Source organism: Pseudomonas sp. R4-35-07 (genome assembly GCF_003852235.1).
In the GTDB taxonomy this organism is placed as follows: domain Bacteria; phylum Pseudomonadota; class Gammaproteobacteria; order Pseudomonadales; family Pseudomonadaceae; genus Aquipseudomonas.
On sequence record NZ_CP027732.1, the window covers coordinates 498,492 to 515,942 of the forward strand.

Sequence of the window (17,451 nt, forward strand, 5' to 3'; positions counted from 1 at the left end):
CATGTGGATGTGGCAATACTGCGCGGCGGACGTTCAGGGGTTGAGCGTTTATAAGGGCTCTAACTCACCTGCTTGGCCAATTGGAAATCCATGTAGTCGTAAGCGATCCGTTGCGCCTGCTCCGTGTCGAAAGCGTCTCCCGACAAGGCGCCGCGCAACCACAAACCGTCGATCAGGGCCGCCAGGCCTCGAGCTGCGCTGCGAGCCTCGGGTAACGGCATCGCACGGCGGAACTGGCAGCACAGGTTGGAATACAGGCGGTGATCGTTGATCCGCTGCAACCTGTGCAAAGACGGGTGATGCATGCTGGTGGCCCAGAAGGCCAACCAGGTTTTCATTGCCGGGCCGTTGACCTGGCTGGCGTCGAAGTTGCCTTCGATGATCACCCGCAGATGCGCCCGTGGGCTGTCATCGTTCAGGGCACGTCGGCGTTCCTGGACGTTCTCGATCAGCGCGTTCATCAGGTAACGCATCGTCGCTGCGATCAGGCCGTTCTTGTCCTGAAAATAGTGACTGATGATGCCATTCGAGACACCCGCCAGACGGGCGATCAGCGCAATGCTGGCATCTCCCATCCCAACCTGATCGATGGCCGTCAAAGTGGCTTCGATCAACTGCTGGCGGCGTATGGGTTGCATACCGACCTTGGGCATGTAGCACCTCTCCTTTGGCCTGCCGACAGGCGATCCACGTCCATCGGCTTGAGGGCCAGTCTATTTTGTTTTGATTGAACGTTCAATCAACAAAGAATAAGCTCTGCGACAAATCGTCGCTGCTGACAGGTATTTCCTACTTTCGGACAGCGACGTCTGACACCTGGAAAACCCTTGGAACGCCCCATTTACCGCTGCGGCAGGGGCCAGGGAATTTTGAGGTGTCTTTATAACACCCGTCCGTCGACTGCCGAAAAATCGATGTCCCGGGATAACCGTTGCCTTGTGTTTCTCTCTCGCACTGCCCGGAGCATCTGCGCCATGAGTTCTGCCTCTCTTATAAAGACCCCGCCGGAAAAGGTCCGGGTCAACGGTTGGGTGTTCTACACCTCGACCGCGCTGATTCTGTTGTTGACCGCCATCCTGATCATCGCCCCGCAGGAGGCCGGGCGCATGCTTGGCGTCGCCCAGGCCTGGCTGTCGAAAAGCTTCGGCTGGTACTACATGGTGGTCATCGCCGCCTACCTGGTGTTCGTGGTCGGCCTGGCGTTTTCGTCCTACGGCAAGTTGAAACTGGGCAGCAAGGACGACACCCCGGACTTCAGCTACGGCGCCTGGGCCGGCATGCTGTTTTCGTCGGGCATCGGCATTTCGCTGCTGTACTTCGGCGCCTCCGAGCCCCTGGACCACTACTTCAACCCGCCCGAAGGCACGGCCGCCAGCAATGGCGCGGCACGTCAGGCGCTGCAACTGACCTTCCTGCACTGGGGCCTGCATGGCTGGGCGATCTACGCGCTGGTCGGCCTGGCCGTGGCGTACTTCGCGTACCGCCACAACCAGCCGCTGGCCCTGCGTTCGGCGCTGTACCCGCTGGTGGGCGAGCGTTGGGTGAAGGGCGCGGCCGGCCATGCGGTGGACGGTTTCGGCATGTTCGTGACCCTGCTCGGCCTGGTGACCAACCTGGGGATCGGTTCGATGCAGGTGTCGTCCGGGTTGGAAAACCTGTTCGGCATGGCGCACAGCAACACCAACCTGCTGATCGTGATCATCGTAATGAGCACGGTGGCGACTATCGCTGCGGTGTCGGGTGTGGAGAATGGCATCCGCCGCCTGTCCAACCTCAACATCGTGTTGTTCAGCGGTTTGCTGATCTTCGTGCTGCTGTTCGGCCCCTCCCTGCACCTGCTCAACGGCCTGGTGCAAAACACCGGTGACTACCTCAACGGCATCATTCTGAAAACCTTCGACCTCTATGTGTACGAAGGCGACGCCGACAAGACCGAGCGCTGGATGGGCCTGTGGACCCTGTTCTACTGGGCCTGGTGGATTTCCTGGGCACCATTCGTGGGCATGTTCATTGCGCGCATTTCCCGTGGCCGCACCGTGCGCGAACTGGTCGCCGGCGTGCTGCTGATCCCGCTGGGCTTCACCCTGGCGTGGTTGTCGATCTTCGGTAACTCGGCGTTGGACCTGGTGCTGAACCATGGCGCGGTGGAGCTGGGCAAGACCGCGCTGGAACAGCCGTCCATGGCCATCTACCAGCTGCTTGAGCATTACCCAGCGTCGAAAATCGTCATCGGTGTGTCGATCTTCGTGGGCTTCGTGCTGTTCTTGACGCCTGCCGATTCCGGCGCGGTGATGATGGCCAACCTGTCGTGCAAAGGCGGCAACGTGGATGAAGATGCGCCGCACTGGCTGCGGATCTTCTGGTCGGCGGTGATCACCCTGGTGACCATCGGCCTGCTGTTCGCCGGCAACTTCGAAGCCATGCAAACCATGGTGGTGCTGGCGGGGTTGCCGTTCTCGGTGGTGCTGATTCTGTTCATGTTCGGTTTGCACAAGGCCATGCGCCAGGATGTGGCCATCGAACAGGAGCAGGCGCAGTTGGCTGAACGCGGGCGCCGGGGGTTCAGCGAGCGCCTGACCGCGCTCGACCTGCAACCGAGCCAGGGCACCGTGCAACGCTTTATGGACAAGCACGTCACGCCGGCATTGGAAGAAGCCGCCACAGCGTTGCGCGAGCAGGGATTGGAAGTGCAGACCTTGCTGGGCAAATCCAAACGCTGCATCGGTGTGCGGATCGAGATGGAAGAGGGCAACCCGTTCGTCTACGAAGTCAGCCTGGATGCTTATTCCTCGGCGCCCACTGACCTGCCCGAAGAAGAACGCACCCGCTACTACCGCGCCGAGGTGTACCTGCACAACGGGCCGCAGGAATACGACCTGATGGGCTTCACCCAGGAGCAGATCACCCGTGACGTGCTCGATCAGTTCGAAAGCCATCGCCAGCTCCTTGGCCGGGTCTATAGCTGATAGTGGAACCTGGTGGTGTCCTCAATGACACTACTGGGTCAAAAATGTGGGAGGGGGCTTGCCCCCGATTGCGGTGTGTCAGTCAGCACATTTGATGCTGATACACCGCTATCGGGAGCAAGCCCCCTCCCACATTGGCCCGGTTCCTTCAGTTGTTTTGCGGTGTTGGTCAGCCCAGGTTTTTGCCCAGGAGGGCGTGATACAGCTCGCTGTCGCCCAGGATCCCCACCACTTTGTTGTTGTCATGCAACACCAGCTTGTTTCCCGTCTGATAGCGAATCTGCAGCGCATCACGCATGCCGATATTGGAATCCACCAACGTCGGCACCCGGCCCAGGCCTTCTACCGCTTGCCCCGGCGCCCAGTTCTGCAGGTTCATCACCACGCCATTCTGGCGTGCGCCCTGGATGGTGTTGCCTTCGGCCAGGTCCAGCCAGGAATCGCCGCCTGGGTCCAGGCATACCGAACCGTTCACCCGCGTGCAGTTATCCAGCGTGCGCATCAGGCTGCGGCCGCACAGTACGTTCAGTGGGTTAGTGTGGGCGACGAAGGTGCGCACATAGTCGTCCGCCGGGTTCAGCACGATTTCTTCCGGCACGCTGTACTGGATGATCTTGCCGTCTTTCATGATCGCGATGCGGCTGCCCAGCTTGAGGGCTTCATCAAGGTCGTGGCTGACGAACACGATGGTCTTGCTCAGCTTGCGTTGCAGCTCCAGCAGCTCATCCTGCAAGCCCTGGCGGATCAGCGGGTCGAGGGCGGAGAAGGGTTCGTCCATCAGCAGGATATCGGCGTCCATCGCCAACGCACGGGCCAGGCCCACACGCTGTTGCATGCCGCCGGACAGCTCGTCGGGCTTCTTGTTGCGCCATTGGCTCAGGCCCACCAGCTCGAGTTTTTCATCGACCAGGGTGCGCCGTTCCTTCTCCGGACGGCCCTGCATTTCCAGGCCGAAGCTGATGTTCTCGCGCACCGTCAGCCAGGGCATCAGGGCGAACTTCTGGAACACCATGGCGATGCGTTTGGTGCGCATCATTTTCAGCTCGGCGGGGGTGCAGGACGCGATGTCGATCTGGCGACCTTCATGTTCTACGAACAGCTGTCCACGGCTGACCGTGTTGAGGCCGTTGATGCAGCGCAGCAAGCTGGATTTGCCGGAGCCCGACAGGCCCATCAGCACGCAGATCTCGCCTTTTTCCACATCCAGGCTGGCCTTTTCAACGCCGACAATCTGCCCGGTTTTCTTCAGGATTTCGTTACGGCTCATGCCCTGGTCCAGCAGCTTGAGCGCTTCGCGTGGGTCTTTGGAAAAGATCACGTCGACTTTGTCGAATCGGATAATGCTCATGCATCACCCCCTACTTTAGCATCGGGTTGTTTGCAGATACGGTCGAGCATGATGGCCAGCAACACAATGGCCAGCCCGGCTTCGAAGCCCAGGGCGATGTCAGCAGTGTTGAGTGCGTTGACCACCGGTTTGCCGAGGCCATCGGCGCCGACGAGCGCCGCGATCACCACCATCGACAACGACAGCATGATGCATTGGGTAATGCCGGCGGCAATGCTCGGCATCGCATGGGGCAGTTCAATGCGTGAGAGCAACTGACGGCGTGAGCAGCCGAACGCCTTGCCGGCGTCCATCAACTCTTGCGGTACATCGCGAATGCCCAGGTAGGTCAGGCGGATCGGCGCGGCAATCGCGAACACTACCGTGGAAATCAAGCCGGGCACCACACCCAGCCCGAAGAGGGTCAGGGTAGGGATGAGGTAGACGAAGGTCGGTACGGTCTGCATCAGATCGAGTACTGGCCGCATCATGGTGTAGAACATCGGCTTGTGCGCGGCAACAATGCCCAGCGGCACGCCGATGACCACGCAGACCAGAGTGGCGAACAGCACCTGCGCGAGGGTTTCCATGGTTTCCTGCCAGTACCCCAGGTTGAGGATCAGCAGGAAGGAGGCGATGACAAAGATGGTCAGGCCCCATTTACGTTGGATAAAGTGAGCCAGCAGCGCAATCAGACCGATCAATGCCAGCGGATTGAACCAGGTCAGCGCAAACGTCACGCCGTGGATCATCGTTTCCAGTGTCGATGCGATCGCGTCGAAGTAGTTGGCGCCGTGTTGGGTCAACCATTCGACGAAGGCAGCGATGTACTGGCCTAGTGGGATTTTCTGTTCAGTCAGCATGGTAGTGAATGTCCACATGCGAAGAGGGAAACATCCCGGGGCAGCGCACCGCCCCGGGGTCAGCGGGTGCTATTTGGCGAGGTAAGCTTTAACGGCATCGAGACCCGGTTGGCCATCAACGGTGGTGACACCGGCCAGCCAGGTGTCGAGGATTTGCGGGTTCTTCTGCAGCCAGGCCTTGGCGGCAGCATCGGGCTTCATTTTGTCGTCCAGGACGTTGCCCATCAGGGTGCTTTCCATGTTCAGCGTGAACTGCAGGTTTTTCAGCAACTGGCCCACGTTGCTGCATTCCTGGGTGTAGCCCTTGCGGGTGTTGGTGTAGATGGTGGCCTGGCCGTAGTTGGGGCCGAACGAATCGTCACCCCCGGTCAGGTACTTCATCTTGAAACGGGTGTTCATCGGGTGCGGTTCCCAGCCGAGGAACACGATGGCCTGGCCGCGCTTGGTGGCGCGTTCAACCTGGGAGAGCATCCCCGCTTCGCTGGACTCGACCACTTTGAAACCGGCTTTCTTGAGGCCGAAGGCATCCTTGTCGATCAGCGTCTGGATGGTGCGGTTGCCGTCGTTACCCGGCTCGATGCCGTAAATCTTGCCGCCCAGCTCATCCTTGAATTTGGCGATATCGGCGAAGTCTTTCAGGCCCTTGTCATACAGCGCTTCGGGCACCGCCAGGGTGTACTTGGCGTTTTCCAGGTTGGCGCGTACGGTTTCCACGGTGCCGGCATCGCGGTACTGCTTGATGTCGTTTTCCATGGTCGGCATCCAGTTGCCGAGGAAGATGTCCATGTTCTTGCCGTCAGCCAGGGACTTGTAGGTCACGGGTACCGAAATCATCGTGGTGCGCGGCTTGTAGCCCAGGCCCTTGAGGATTTCGCTGGTGGTCGCGGTGGTGACGGTGATGTCGGTCCAGCCGACATCGGAGAAGTTGACGGTCTTGCATTGTTCCGGTTCTGCGGCGTGCGCCATGACCGGCAGACTCAGCATGGCGGCCAACAACAACGAGGGTGAACCTTTCATCGGGGTAGACTCCTGTGTTTTTTCTGGCGGCATTCGCCGCGCTTTATAGGTGCTGCTATTGGAGTATGCGTCGGACAGCTCTGGCACGGTGCCTTGCAAACGAGTCGAGACTGATCATGTACCAGTGAAAATCTGACGCCTACAGGGGGCGTCGTATCCAGTACAGGGAGGGTCGCATCCAGTGTCGGTGACGTCGCTTACAGATTTTTACCACAGTGAAACTGCAGTTTTTACTCATCTGCACCGTTAAAAACGGCCAAAACAGGCGATCGCACGTTAGCGACGCTGGTGAGCATGGGTGCGTCGGTGTGAGACGCCGTGACGGCGGATAAAAGCTGGATGATGCCGCCATCTGGGCGATCTGAGCGTAGCACCTCGTTCAAGCCTGGCCGCGCTTATCGAGGAGTTTCAGGTTAATGGCTATCAGCGTTTTCGACTTGTTCAAGATCGGCATCGGGCCCTCCAGCTCTCACACCGTCGGCCCCATGCGCGCTGCGGCGTTGTTCGTTCAAACGTTACGCGAACGTGGCCTGTTGGAACAGGTTCGGCGTGTCGAAGTGCAACTCTACGGTTCCTTGTCGGCCACCGGCATCGGCCATGGCAGCGACACCGCCACCATTATGGGGCTGATGGGCGAGTGGCCGGACGCAATCGACCCGTCCCAGATTGGCGTGCGCATCCACACGCTGCGCGAAACCGACACCCTGTTGCTCGACGGTCGCTTGCAGGTGCCGTTCATATGGTCACGGGACATGCGTCTGCTCGACGAAAACCTGCCGTTCCATCCCAACGCCATGACCCTGGTGGTGTTCGATGCCGACGGCGAGTTGCACCGCGACACCTACTACTCAGTGGGCGGCGGCTTTGTGGTGGATGAAGCCCAGGCCCAGAGCGGCGTGGCGGACATGGACCGCACCGAGCTGCCGTATGACTTTTCCAGCGCCGCAGAGCTGTTGCAGCTGTGCAAAACCCACAACCTGCGCGTCGCCGAGCTGATGCTGGCCAATGAAAAGGTCTGGCGCTCCGAAGAAGAAATCCGCAGTGGCCTGATGACCTTGTGGCGTGCCATGCAAGCGTGCGTGGAGGAAGGTCTCAAGCATGAAGGCATCCTGCCTGGCGGCTTGAACGTGCGCCGTCGCGCCGCCAAGTTGCACCGCAGCCTGCAGGAGTTGAACAAGCCCAATGTGATCGGCTCGACCTTGAGCGCCATGGAGTGGGTGAACCTGTTCGCCCTGGCGGTCAATGAAGAAAACGCCGCCGGTGGGCGCATGGTGACGGCGCCCACCAATGGTGCAGCGGGGATCATTCCGGCAGTGCTGCATTACTTCATGAAGTTCAGTGAAGAGGTGACCGAGGCCAACGTGGTCGACTACCTGCTCGGCGCGGCGGCGGTGGGCATTCTGTGCAAAAAGAACGCCTCGATCTCCGGCGCCGAAGTCGGTTGCCAGGGCGAAGTCGGTTCCGCCTGCGCCATGGCCGCAGCGGGCCTGGCCGAAATTCTCGGCGCCACCCCCGAGCAACTGTGCAACGCCGCAGAAATCGGCCTGGAACATAACCTGGGCCTGACCTGCGACCCGGTGGGCGGCTTGGTGCAAGTGCCGTGTATCGAGCGCAATGCGATTGCGGCGGTCAAGGCGATCAACGCTGCGCAAATGGCCTTGCGTGGCGATGGGCAGCATTTTATCTCCCTGGACCGGGTGATCCGCACCATGCGCGATACCGGTGCGGATATGCATGACAAGTACAAAGAGACCTCGCGGGGCGGGTTGGCGGTGAGTGCGGTTGAGTGCTGAGACCGGGTCACCTGCATCGGCAGATGCAGGTGATCTCAGGTCTTCACATGGCCCAGCGGCGCCAACTTCGCCAACCTCAACGCCACCAGCAACGCGCCGATCAGCAACGCCAGGATAAATGCGCCTATCCCGTTCCATCCGGCAAAGTGCCAGAAGAATCCGCCCGCTGTGCCGGCAATACTTGAACCTGCGTAATAGCAGAACAGATACAGCGACGATGCCTGTCCCTTCGCCTTCACCGCACGACGGCCGATCCAGCTGCTGGCCACCGAGTGGGCGCCGAAGAAGCCGAAGGTAAAGATCAACATGCCTGGCACCACCAGCCATAGCGGGGTGAAGAGTGTCAGGGCCATGCCGGCGAGCATCAGCACAATGGTGCCCCACAGCACGCGGCGGCGGCCCAGGCGGTCGGCGAGCGAGCCGATCTTTGCCGAGCTGTAGATGCCCGACAGATACACCAGCGACAGCAGGCCGACCACGGCTTGGCTCAGGTCATACGGATCGGCCAGCAGACGATAGCCGATGTAGTTGAACAGCGTGACAAACGCGCCCATCAGCAGAAACGCTTCAAGGAACAACCACGGCAGGCCCGCGTCCTTGAAGTGCATGACAAAACCGTCCAGCAGGTTGCGCGGCTTGAGGCTGCTGGCGCGGAAGTTGCGCGATTCGGGGAGGATTTTCCAGAACACCGTCGCGGCGATCAGCGCCAGGGCGCCGATGATCAGCATTGCGGAGTGCCAACTGACAAAGTCGATCAGCACGCCGATGATCAAGCGCCCGCTCATGCCGCCAATCGCATTGCCGCCGATGTACAGGCCCATGGCCAGGCCGATGTGCTGCGGGTGGATCTCTTCGCTCAGGTAGGTCATGGCCACGGCGGCCAGGCCGCTCAGGGACAAGCCCACCAGCGCCCGCATTAGCAGGATGCCTTCCCAGCTCGGCATCAAGCCGCTGGCAATGGTGGCCAGCGCTGCGCAGAACAGCGCGGCGACCATCACCGGCTTGCGCCCCAGCCTGTCGGAAACCGGCCCGGTAATCAGCAGGCCGAAAGCTAGCATCGCGGTGGCGACCGACAGGATCAGGCTGCTTTGTGCGGCATTGATGGAAAACTCGTGGGACAGCGCCGGCATCATCGGCTGCACGCAGTACAACAGGGCAAACGTGGCAAAGCCGCCGGAGAACAGCGCCAACACCGTGCGCATGAACATCGGCGTGCCTTTTTCGATGTACTCGTCGTTGAGCTGCGCGACGACCTCATCCAGGGCAGTGTGCGGGGCTTCTTGAGCGTGTGCAGCAACAGCAGATTTCACGGTGACCTCGGGGAGGAAAGACTGCCACGGCCGGCAATACGAAAAAGAATATAGCTGGCTAATGATTCTTTCCAATATATTGTTCGACCCGTTTGATAGCTTTAGCGACCTAATGAGGTTTGCATGGAATTACGTCACCTGCGGTACTTCATCGCCGTCGCCGAGGAGCTGCATTTTGGCCGCGCCGCGCAAGTGCTGGGCATCTCGCAACCGCCGTTGAGCCAACAAATTCAGGCGTTGGAGCAAGACGTGGGCGCGCGCTTATTTGAGCGCACCAATCGTCGGGTCGAGCTGAGCGAAGCAGGGCGACTGTTTCTGCACGAGGCGCGCCTGGTGCTGGCGCAGGTCGATAAAGCGGCAGACGTCGCGCGACGGGCGCAGCTGGGAGAGCTTGGAGAGCTGAAAATCGGCTTCACGTCGTCGGCGCCGTTCAACGCCAGCATCCCGCAGGCGATCTTTGCGTTTCGCCAGGCTTTTGCGGCGGTGCATTTGAGCCTGCAAGAAATGAGCAGCACCCAGGTGGCCGAATCGTTGCTGGATGAGTCGATCCAGGTCGGGCTCATGCGACCGTTGCCGTTGCCGGACTCGCTCAGTGTGATCGAACTGATGCGCGAGCCGTTGGTGGCGGTATTGAGCGCCGGGCACCCGTTGGCCCAGGGCAGCGCGGGCGGTTTGCACCTGGCGCAATTGGCTGACGAACCCTTTGTATTTTTCCCGCGCAGTTATGGCAGTGGTCTCTACGCACAATTACTCAATCTGGCCCGCGACGCCGGGTTCAGCCCGCACTTTGCCCAGGAAGCAGGCGAGGCGATGACCATCATTGGCCTGGTGGCGGCGGGCTTGGGGGTGTCGGTGCTGCCCGCGTCTTACCAGCGTATCCGCATTGATGGCGTGGTGTACCGCACCTTGCTGGACCCGGAGGCGGTGACGGCGGTGTGGCTGGTGCAGCGCAAGGGCGCGCAGACGCCGATGGCGCAGGCGTTTGTGGAGTTGTTGACGCGTAAGGCAATGGTGTAGGCCGGGTCACATATCAGGTAACGCAACCGGCTTAGTCATTCGAGAGAAACCTGCGCAAAATCGTTCTTTTCAGACGAGTGAATATGGATGGCACTTCTCTATCAGCCCAAGGAGGGCAGCGTGTTGATTTGTGATTTTCGTGGCTATGAGGTTCCGGAAATCACCAAGATTCGGCCCGTTATTGTGGTACGCAAACATCGGACTAATAAGCTGCTCGTCACGGTGGTCCCTCTGAGTACCACCGCCCCACAGCAGGTGTTGGAGCATCATTTGCAGCTTGATAGCCACCTTCAGGGAGCGAGCCCCATCTGCTGGGCAAAATGCGACATCGTTGCGACAGTTAGCTTGGGCCGACTGGACCGAATCAAAAGTAAAGATCGTCATGGAAAACGAACTTACAAAATCGCAGAACTCACCAGTGACCAATTCTTGGCAATAAAGGCGGCGGTGCGCAGTGCGCTTGGGTTGCGATAAAGTAGGACGGCATTCTGCCACTGATTGCAGGCCGCCTGTTTTCAGGCATACTGGCCGAGTTCCCGAAAGGGGCTTGTGAGACTCTGAGGATCCTGGGCAACCAGCCATCGCAGAGCCAGGCAGGAAGCGGCGATGACAAGCTAACCTGTTTGAGAAGAGGGCGCCGAAAGGCGCCCTTTGTCGTTTCTGGCGTTACTGCATTCCCGCCGAGCGCAACCCGGCCATGATGTCGCGGTCCAGCATGCTCACCCAACGGTTGTAGTTGCGATGGATCTTGCCGTCCTTGTAGCCCAGGTCGCGGCTGTCGCGATAGGTAATGGCATAGCTGTTGCGGGTGTAGCGAATATCGATGGCCGCATAAAACTGGTTGCGCACGGTGATCTCGGCCTGCACCAGTTGCGGGCTTAGGCGTTGTACCGTCCACTCGCGTTTTTGCAGGGCGGCGACGATCACCTGTTTCATTTTTTCTTCGCTGACCTGGGTGGTGGCCGGCAGCTCGTGCTGGGTGTTAAGCACCGGTTTGTTGGTGCAGCCGGCGGTGGTCAGCAGGGCCAGGGTGATCAGGGTCGCGCGTAGCAGGGAAGACATTCCGTTTTCTCCAATCGTTTTAAAAGTCAGGACCAGCGGCGGAAGATCAACGAGGTGTTGACGCCGCCGAAGGCAAAATTGTTGTTCATCACGTAGTCGTGATGCATCTCGCGAAAGCCACCCTGCAGGTAATCCAGCTCGCCGCAGTGCGGGTCGACGGTGTCCAGGTTGAAGGTGTGCACGTATTGGTCGCGGTTCATCATCTCGATGCTGAACCATGACTCCAGCGCCCCGCACGCGCCCAAGGTGTGGCCAAGGAAACTCTTCTGCGAACTGATGGGCATGCGAGGGCCGAACAGGCTGCTGGTGGCCAGGGTTTCGGCGATGTCGCCCTGGTCGGTGGCGGTGCCGTGGCCGTTCACGTAGCCGATGGCGGACGGCTCAAGCCCGGCATCCTCCAGCGCCAGTTCCATGGCGCGGCGCATGGTTTTCTGTTCCGGGCGGGTGGTGTGCTGGCCGTCGGCATTGCTGCCGAAACCGACCAGTTCAGCATGAATATGCGCACCCCGCGCCAAGGCATGTTCCAACTCTTCCAGCACCAGCATGCCGCCGCCTTCACCGATCACCAGCCCATCGCGGCCGCTGTCGTAGGGGCGCGGGCTGGTTTGGGGCGCGTCGTTTTTCAGGCTGGTGGCGTAGAGCGCATCGAACACCATTGCCTCGGTGGGGCACAGCTCTTCGGCGCCTCCGGCCAGCATCAAGGGCAGGCGGCCGAACTTGATCGCCTCGTAGGCATAACCGATGCCCTGGCTGCCGCTGGTGCAAGCGCTGGACGTGGGGATCAAGCGGCCGGTCAGGCCAAAAAAGATGCTGATATTCGCCGCCGTGGTGTGCGGCATCATGCGCACATAGGAGTTGGCATTCAGCCCCTCGGCCACTGAGTTCAGCAGCATGTTGCCGAACGCCTTGATCTCATCGGTGCTGCCGGTGGACGAACCACACGCCACGCCCATGCGCCCGTCCTTGATCGACGCGTCGCCGAGCAGGCCGGCATCCTGCAACGCCTGCTCCGCTGCCCACACCGCCAGGCGCGAGACACGGCCCATGCTGCGCAGCTGCTTGCGCGTCCAGTGGGCGGGCACGACGAAATCGTCGATCGGCCCGGCCAGGCGCGTGTTCAATTCGGTAAAACGGTCCCACTCATCCATGCGCCGGATGCCGCTGCGGTTGGCGCGAAAGTTGGCCGCGATGGTGTCCCAATCGCTGCCCAGGGAGGTCATGCCGGCCATGCCGGTGACGACGACGCGCTTCATCAGCACAAGCCCCCGTTCACGGCCAACACCTGGCGCGTGATATAGCCGGCTTCGGCCGACATCAGGAAGTTCACCGCCCCGGCCACTTCTTCCGGGGTGCCCATGCGCTGCGCCGGGATCATCTTCATCAGCTCTTGCACCGGGACGTTTTCATCCAGCATGGCGGTGTCGATCAAGCCCGGTGCGACACAGTTGACGGTGATCTTGCGCTTGCCCAGCTCGATGGCCAGCGCCTTGGCTGCGCCGATCAGGCCCGCTTTGGAAGCGCTGTAGTTAACTTGGCCACGGTTGCCGATCAGCCCGGAAACCGAGGTGATGCACACGATGCGCCCGGCAGCACGCCGACGAATCATCGGCATCATCACCGGGTGCAGCACGTTGTAGAAACCGTCGAGGTTGGTGCGCATCACCACGTCCCAGTCCTCTTCCGACAGGGCCGGGAAGGCGCCGTCGCGGGTCAGGCCGGCATTGAGCACCACGCCATAATACGCGCCATGTTGCTCCACATCGGCTTCGAGGATTTCCCTGCAAAGCGCGCGATCTGCCACATCGAATTGCAGCACCCGCGCCTTACGCCCCAGCGCTTGGATCTCGGCCTGTACCGCGTCGGCTTCGGCACGCCCGCTGCGACAATGCAGCACGATGTCATGCCCGGCCTGGGCCAGGCGCAGGGCAATGGCGCGGCCGATGCCACGGCTGGAGCCGGTGACCAGTACGGATTCAGTCATGGCGTTTCGTCCTTCGTTTCAGCTAAATAGTTGGCCGCCTGGGGCGGTCGAAATACGTTCAAGCGCGCGCTGGCCTGGATTCCATCGCCAGTGAGGTGGCATTCGAACACCCCCATGCCATTGTCGTCTTCCAGGGAGCGCAGGCCGTGGATGTTCAGCTCGGCGCCGGCGGGGAAGTGCGCCACGTTGCACTCGAATTTACGCGTGCCCAACAGGAAGCCCAGTTCTACCGCCAGGCCTTGCTGGCGCGCGCGACAACCGGCATAGGCGGCGACGCTTTGCGCCATCAACTCGATACCGACCCAGGCCGGCAGGCTGCCGTCTGCGCGGTTGAACAGGCCACCAGGCTTGACGGTGAGGCGGGTATGCACCTGCTCTTCATCGAACGACAGCACCTGGTCGATCAGAATCATGTCGCCCGCGTGGGGCAGCAGTTCGGCGAGTGGCCAATCGATCATGGGGCCTCTCCAATAATCAGGCTGACGTTGTTGCCGCCGAAGGCAAACGAGTTGCTCATCAGGTAGGGTTTTTCCAGGGTGTCGCCCTTGTGCGCCCACTGCAACGCGGGCAGCGCCGGGTCAAGGTGGCCGTCCCACACATGGGGCGGAACAAGGCCGTGAGTCAGGCTCAGCCAGCAGAACGCCGCTTCCAATGCGCCCGCCGCGCCGAGGGTGTGGCCGCTCATGGGTTTGGTCGACGAACAGGCCACGCCGCCCGGAAACAGGTTGGCGACCGCCTGGCTTTCCATGGCGTCGTTGTGTTGGGTCGCGGTGCCGTGCAGGTTCAGGTAACCGATCTGCGCGGGCGTAAGTTTCGCGCCGGCCAAGGCCTTGCGCATCGCCTGCAACGCACCCTTGCCGCTGGGCTCGGGCGCGGAGATATGGTGCGCGTCGCAACTGGCGCCGCTGCCCAGCAGGGCGACCGGCGCCGCCTCGCGACTCATCACGAACAACACCGCCGCTTCGCCGATATTGATGCCGTCGCGGTTCACCGAGAACGGATTGCAGCGCTCGGCAGACACCGCTTCCAGCGCGGTAAACCCGTTCAGCGTCAGCCTGCACAGGCTGTCGACGCCGCCGCAGAGCACCGCATCGCACACGCCCAGGTCGAGCAGGCGCTGGGCGCTCATCAACGCGCGGGCGCTGGACGTGCAGGCGGTAGAAATCACATAGGCCGGGCCGCTCAACTGCAGCCAGTCGGCGAGGAAATTCGCCGGAGCGCTGAGTTCCTGCTGCTGGTAGTCGTAGTCGCCAGGGAACGCGTGATCGCGCAGGTAGTGGGCAATGCCGCGACTGGCTTCATCGATGCCCGAAGTGCTGGTGCCCAGCACAACGCCCACCCGTGAGGCGCCGTAGGTGTCGATCACCTGGCGAATCTGCGCCTCGATCTGCAACGCCGCTTCCAGCAGCAACTGGTTATTGCGGCTGCTCTGCTGGCCCAATTGCGCCGGAATGGTTGCCAGCTCGCCGCGCACCGCCGCGACCGGCACCACACGCTCCGGCACCCAGCCGCTCTCGGCGCGCATGCCGCAACAGTCACCGGCAAACAGGCTGCGGCTGACCTCGGCCTGGCCGCGCCCGAGGGCACAGATCACGCCGAGGGCATTGAGGTAAGCGGTCATCGGCCGGCTCCCAGCGGAGTAATGCGATAGCTCAACGGTTGGCCCGCCATGTTCACGCTGAACACCTCCGAGGACTGATAGACGATTTGCCAATGGCCCGGCAGCGTTCGCGTGAGGTCCCTGGCCTGGGCCGAAGGATACAGCGCACGCACGTCATCCGCCGAGGCCAGGGCAAACAGCAGCGCGGCGAACAGCGCTCGCGCCTGGGGATTGGGCGGCAGCAAGCCATCGGCCTGCCATTGCCCGTCGATCAGCTTCTGCCGGGCCTGGGGAATGCCCAGCGGATCCATCAACGACCAACGAATCGCCGCGTCTTCACGCTGGATCACCAACAGCCAGTCCTGGCTGCGCTCGCCCTCCAGGCGTTGCACATGCAATTGCATCGGCAAGGCCAGCGCCGGGATTTTCTCGGGTAACGGCGCCTGGCTGGCGCACGCGCTGAGCAGCAACAGGCAACCCATCAACAGCCAGCGCATCATGAGCTCGCGGCCTCTAACGGTTTGCGCGCCACACAGTTGACCAGGGTTTCCTCACGCTGGCCCACCGGCGGCGCCTTGCGCAGGCCCCAGCGTTCCAGCAGGCCGAAATCGCTGGAACGGCTCCACCACAGATAGGGATACGAGACGTTCCGCGCGCCGAATTCAAAACCTTGCTCGCGCAGCATCTGCAGATACTCTTCGGCGCTTTTCTGCACGTGCATTGGGTGGCGGAACAGCCAGCGGATTACCCAGGTGTCGATATAGGCTTCGGTGGACTCGGCAAACAGCAAATAGCCGCCCGGCTTGAGTACCCGATAAAACTCCTTGAGTGCGCGATGTTGCTCGACCAGGTGGTGGAAGGTCTGGTGGCAAAACACGATATCGACGCTGGCGTCGGGGACGTCGAGGGTGGCGCAGTCGCTGGCGATCAGCTCCACGGCCAGGCCCTGGCGAGCGGCTTCTTCGCGGCTCAGGGCCAGGCTGTGAGGGTCGGCATCCAGGCCGATCAGGCGGGAGGGCGCAAAGACCTGCTGCAGCAAATTGAAGGATTTGCCCTGGCCGCAGCCGGCGTCGAGCAACACCGGCGCCACCGGCAGCGGTTCGCTGAACAGGCTGCGCAGGTCGTTGATCGCTACGCGCAACACATGGTGCTGCCAGGTGTGGCTGCGCAGGAACCAGAAGCCGAACCGGGTTTCTTCGACGTAGTTCTTACTCAGGTAGTTTTTTTCAACGGCAGGGCTGGTCATACCGTCTCACTCGCGCAGATCTGCGACAACATGCGCAGGCGCCGCTTGGGCTCGCTGACGAACGGGTTGCGTTCATCCCAGGCGTAACCGGCGAGAATCGAACTGATCATGCGGCGAATCTCCGGCGAACTGCCGGCGTGGAAAATCACATCCTGGAACGTCCCGGCGTACCAGCCCTCGACGTAGCAGCGGAAGGTGTCGACGCCGCGCTTCAACGGCTCGGCAAACTCGGTTTGCCAGTCAACCGTTTCGCCTTGCAGTTGGCGATGCAGCAAGCCGGCGGCCATGCTCGCCGAGCGCATGGCGATGGTCACGCCGGACGAGAACACCGGGTCGAGAAATTCTGCCGCGTTGCCCAGCAGCGCAAAGCCCGGACCGTGCAGGGTTTTGACGTTGGCCGAATAGCCGCCGATGCTGCGCGCCGGGGTGTCCCACACGGCGTTTTGCAGCACGCCGGACAGGCTCGGGGTTTGCTCGATAAACCCGCGCAGGCAGGCGTCAAGGTCGCCGTCGCGGCCGTCGAAGTGCTCCTTGGCCGCGACCACGCCCACCGAGCAACGGCCGTTGCTGAACGGGATGGTCCAGAACCAGATATCGCGCTTCTCGGGATGGGTGGTCACTAGAATCTTGGTGCGGTCGAAGCCTGGGTGTTCGATGCGGTCTTCGACGTGGGTGAACACGGCCTGGCGCAGCGGGAAATTCGATGGGGCTTCAAGGTCCAGCAGGCGCGGCAACACGCGGCCATAGCCGCTGGCATCCAGCACGAATTTGGCCTTGAGGTGGTACTCGCTGCCATTCTCGCGGCGTACGTGCAGGTAACGACACTCGCCGGAAAAGTCCACGCCGACGATGCTTTCGCCGTAGCGGATTTCCACACCCTGCAGTGCCGCCTGATCGGCCAGCAGCTTGTCGAACTCGGCGCGCTGCACCTGGAAGGTCGTCGGCTTGCCGTTGCTGAAGGTGTCACCGAAATCGAACGCGCTGTAGCGCTCGCCCCAGGCGAACGCGGCACCGGTTTTCAGTTGAAAGCCGGCCGCCTGCACGGCGTCGAGCATGCCGGCTTCTTCGATAAAGTCGATGCAGTGCGACAGCAGGCTTTCGCCAATCGAGAAGCGCGGAAAATGCTGGCGCTCGATAATCAATACATCATGCCCTTTGCGCTTGAGCAGCGCGGCCGCGATGGCCCCGGACGGCCCGGCACCGATCACCACCACTTGGCGACGTTCCATTTCAACTGTGGGCACGAAGGCTCCTTGCCGCTTTGGCGAT

At 61.5% G+C, this 17,451-nt stretch carries 17 protein-coding genes; 4 read left to right on the forward strand and 13 right to left on the reverse strand.

Annotated features, from left to right (window positions below):
• Window positions 1–59: 59 nt before the first annotated feature.
• On the reverse strand, window positions 60–653 hold the full coding sequence (gene betI, locus C4J89_RS02130) for a transcriptional regulator BetI (RefSeq protein WP_124360922.1): 594 nt from the start codon (window positions 651–653) through the stop codon (window positions 60–62).
• A gap of 378 nt (window positions 654–1,031) precedes the next feature.
• Between betI and C4J89_RS02135 the strand changes: the two genes are divergently transcribed.
• On the forward strand, window positions 1,032–2,966 hold the full coding sequence (locus C4J89_RS02135) for a BCCT family transporter (RefSeq protein WP_256681804.1): 1,935 nt from the start codon (window positions 1,032–1,034) through the stop codon (window positions 2,964–2,966).
• 169 nt (window positions 2,967–3,135) lie between these two features.
• On the opposite strand, the gene choV is transcribed toward C4J89_RS02135, so the two are convergent.
• The 3 genes from choV to C4J89_RS02150 form a co-directional block, all read right to left on the reverse strand.
• Window positions 3,136–4,314: a choline ABC transporter ATP-binding protein gene (gene choV, locus C4J89_RS02140; RefSeq protein ID WP_124413624.1), complete on the reverse strand. Its 1,179-nt coding sequence runs from the start codon at window positions 4,312–4,314 to the stop codon at window positions 3,136–3,138.
• The gene (gene choW / locus C4J89_RS02145) at window positions 4,311–5,156 is read right to left on the reverse strand and encodes a choline ABC transporter permease subunit (protein ID WP_124413625.1); all 846 of its coding nucleotides are present in this window, start codon (window positions 5,154–5,156) and stop codon (window positions 4,311–4,313) included. Before choW ends, choV begins: the two co-directional genes overlap by 4 nt.
• Window positions 5,157–5,225: 69 nt before the next feature.
• Entirely contained in the window at window positions 5,226–6,173 is a 948-nt protein-coding gene (locus tag C4J89_RS02150; RefSeq protein WP_124365538.1) for a choline ABC transporter substrate-binding protein, read from the reverse strand.
• A gap of 416 nt (window positions 6,174–6,589) precedes the next feature.
• Between C4J89_RS02150 and C4J89_RS02155 the strand changes: the two genes are divergently transcribed.
• Window positions 6,590–7,966 carry an L-serine ammonia-lyase gene (locus C4J89_RS02155; protein WP_124413626.1) on the forward strand — a complete coding sequence of 459 codons (1,377 nt, stop codon included), beginning with the start codon at window positions 6,590–6,592 and terminating at the stop codon, window positions 7,964–7,966.
• A gap of 35 nt (window positions 7,967–8,001) precedes the next feature.
• Here the strand turns inward: C4J89_RS02155 and C4J89_RS02160 are convergent, their stop codons facing one another.
• Window positions 8,002–9,276 (reverse strand): MFS transporter, encoded by a 1,275-nt coding sequence (locus C4J89_RS02160; RefSeq protein WP_124413627.1) that lies wholly within the window; start codon window positions 9,274–9,276, stop codon window positions 8,002–8,004.
• A gap of 123 nt (window positions 9,277–9,399) precedes the next feature.
• Between C4J89_RS02160 and C4J89_RS02165 the strand changes: the two genes are divergently transcribed.
• Entirely contained in the window at window positions 9,400–10,293 is an 894-nt protein-coding gene (locus C4J89_RS02165; RefSeq protein WP_124413628.1) for a LysR family transcriptional regulator, read from the forward strand.
• A gap of 87 nt (window positions 10,294–10,380) precedes the next feature.
• Window positions 10,381–10,767, forward strand: a complete 387-nt coding sequence (locus C4J89_RS02170) for a type II toxin-antitoxin system PemK/MazF family toxin (RefSeq protein WP_124402828.1) — start codon at window positions 10,381–10,383, stop codon at window positions 10,765–10,767.
• Between the two features lie 192 nt (window positions 10,768–10,959).
• On the opposite strand, the gene C4J89_RS02175 is transcribed toward C4J89_RS02170, so the two are convergent.
• Genes C4J89_RS02175 through C4J89_RS02210 form a run of 8 tightly spaced genes read right to left on the reverse strand, consistent with a single transcriptional unit; the run spans window position 10,960 to window position 17,426 of the window.
• Entirely contained in the window at window positions 10,960–11,355 is a 396-nt protein-coding gene (locus C4J89_RS02175) for a hypothetical protein (RefSeq protein ID WP_124369316.1), read from the reverse strand.
• Window positions 11,356–11,381: 26 nt separating this feature from the next.
• Window positions 11,382–12,608 (reverse strand): beta-ketoacyl-ACP synthase, encoded by a 1,227-nt coding sequence (locus tag C4J89_RS02180; protein ID WP_124413629.1) that lies wholly within the window; start codon window positions 12,606–12,608, stop codon window positions 11,382–11,384.
• Complete coding sequence (locus C4J89_RS02185) at window positions 12,608–13,336, reverse strand: 3-ketoacyl-ACP reductase FabG2 (protein ID WP_124413630.1); 729 nt, start codon at window positions 13,334–13,336, stop codon at window positions 12,608–12,610. The genes C4J89_RS02180 and C4J89_RS02185 overlap by 1 nt, the downstream gene beginning before the upstream one ends.
• Complete coding sequence (locus C4J89_RS02190; RefSeq protein ID WP_124360932.1) at window positions 13,333–13,794, reverse strand: hotdog family protein; 462 nt, start codon at window positions 13,792–13,794, stop codon at window positions 13,333–13,335. Before C4J89_RS02190 ends, C4J89_RS02185 begins: the two co-directional genes overlap by 4 nt.
• Window positions 13,791–14,957 carry a beta-ketoacyl-[acyl-carrier-protein] synthase family protein gene (locus tag C4J89_RS02195; RefSeq protein WP_124360933.1) on the reverse strand — a complete coding sequence of 389 codons (1,167 nt, stop codon included), beginning with the start codon at window positions 14,955–14,957 and terminating at the stop codon, window positions 13,791–13,793. Before C4J89_RS02195 ends, C4J89_RS02190 begins: the two co-directional genes overlap by 4 nt.
• Window positions 14,954–15,436 carry a hypothetical protein gene (locus tag C4J89_RS02200; protein ID WP_124413631.1) on the reverse strand — a complete coding sequence of 161 codons (483 nt, stop codon included), beginning with the start codon at window positions 15,434–15,436 and terminating at the stop codon, window positions 14,954–14,956. Before C4J89_RS02200 ends, C4J89_RS02195 begins: the two co-directional genes overlap by 4 nt.
• Entirely contained in the window at window positions 15,433–16,182 is a 750-nt protein-coding gene (locus tag C4J89_RS02205) for a class I SAM-dependent methyltransferase (protein ID WP_124413632.1), read from the reverse strand. The genes C4J89_RS02200 and C4J89_RS02205 overlap by 4 nt, the downstream gene beginning before the upstream one ends.
• Entirely contained in the window at window positions 16,179–17,426 is a 1,248-nt protein-coding gene (locus C4J89_RS02210; RefSeq protein ID WP_124413633.1) for an NAD(P)/FAD-dependent oxidoreductase, read from the reverse strand. Before C4J89_RS02210 ends, C4J89_RS02205 begins: the two co-directional genes overlap by 4 nt.
• Window positions 17,427–17,451: the final 25 nt, after the last annotated feature.

Coding starts and splice junctions, on each gene's coding strand:
- betI (WP_124360922.1), bottom strand. CDS start 653: ATGCCCAAGGTCGGTATGCAACCCATACGCCGCCAGCAGTTGATCGAA.
- choV (WP_124413624.1), bottom strand. CDS start 4,314: ATGAGCATTATCCGATTCGACAAAGTCGACGTGATCTTTTCCAAAGAC.
- choW (WP_124413625.1), bottom strand. CDS start 5,156: ATGCTGACTGAACAGAAAATCCCACTAGGCCAGTACATCGCTGCCTTC.
- C4J89_RS02150 (WP_124365538.1), bottom strand. CDS start 6,173: ATGAAAGGTTCACCCTCGTTGTTGTTGGCCGCCATGCTGAGTCTGCCG.
- C4J89_RS02155 (WP_124413626.1), top strand. CDS start 6,590: ATGGCTATCAGCGTTTTCGACTTGTTCAAGATCGGCATCGGGCCCTCC.
- C4J89_RS02165 (WP_124413628.1), top strand. CDS start 9,400: ATGGAATTACGTCACCTGCGGTACTTCATCGCCGTCGCCGAGGAGCTG.
- C4J89_RS02170 (WP_124402828.1), top strand. CDS start 10,381: ATGGCACTTCTCTATCAGCCCAAGGAGGGCAGCGTGTTGATTTGTGAT.
- C4J89_RS02175 (WP_124369316.1), bottom strand. CDS start 11,355: ATGTCTTCCCTGCTACGCGCGACCCTGATCACCCTGGCCCTGCTGACC.
- C4J89_RS02180 (WP_124413629.1), bottom strand. CDS start 12,608: ATGAAGCGCGTCGTCGTCACCGGCATGGCCGGCATGACCTCCCTGGGC.
- C4J89_RS02185 (WP_124413630.1), bottom strand. CDS start 13,336: ATGACTGAATCCGTACTGGTCACCGGCTCCAGCCGTGGCATCGGCCGC.
- C4J89_RS02190 (WP_124360932.1), bottom strand. CDS start 13,794: ATGATCGATTGGCCACTCGCCGAACTGCTGCCCCACGCGGGCGACATG.
- C4J89_RS02195 (WP_124360933.1), bottom strand. CDS start 14,957: ATGACCGCTTACCTCAATGCCCTCGGCGTGATCTGTGCCCTCGGGCGC.
- C4J89_RS02200 (WP_124413631.1), bottom strand. CDS start 15,436: ATGATGCGCTGGCTGTTGATGGGTTGCCTGTTGCTGCTCAGCGCGTGC.
- C4J89_RS02205 (WP_124413632.1), bottom strand. CDS start 16,182: ATGACCAGCCCTGCCGTTGAAAAAAACTACCTGAGTAAGAACTACGTC.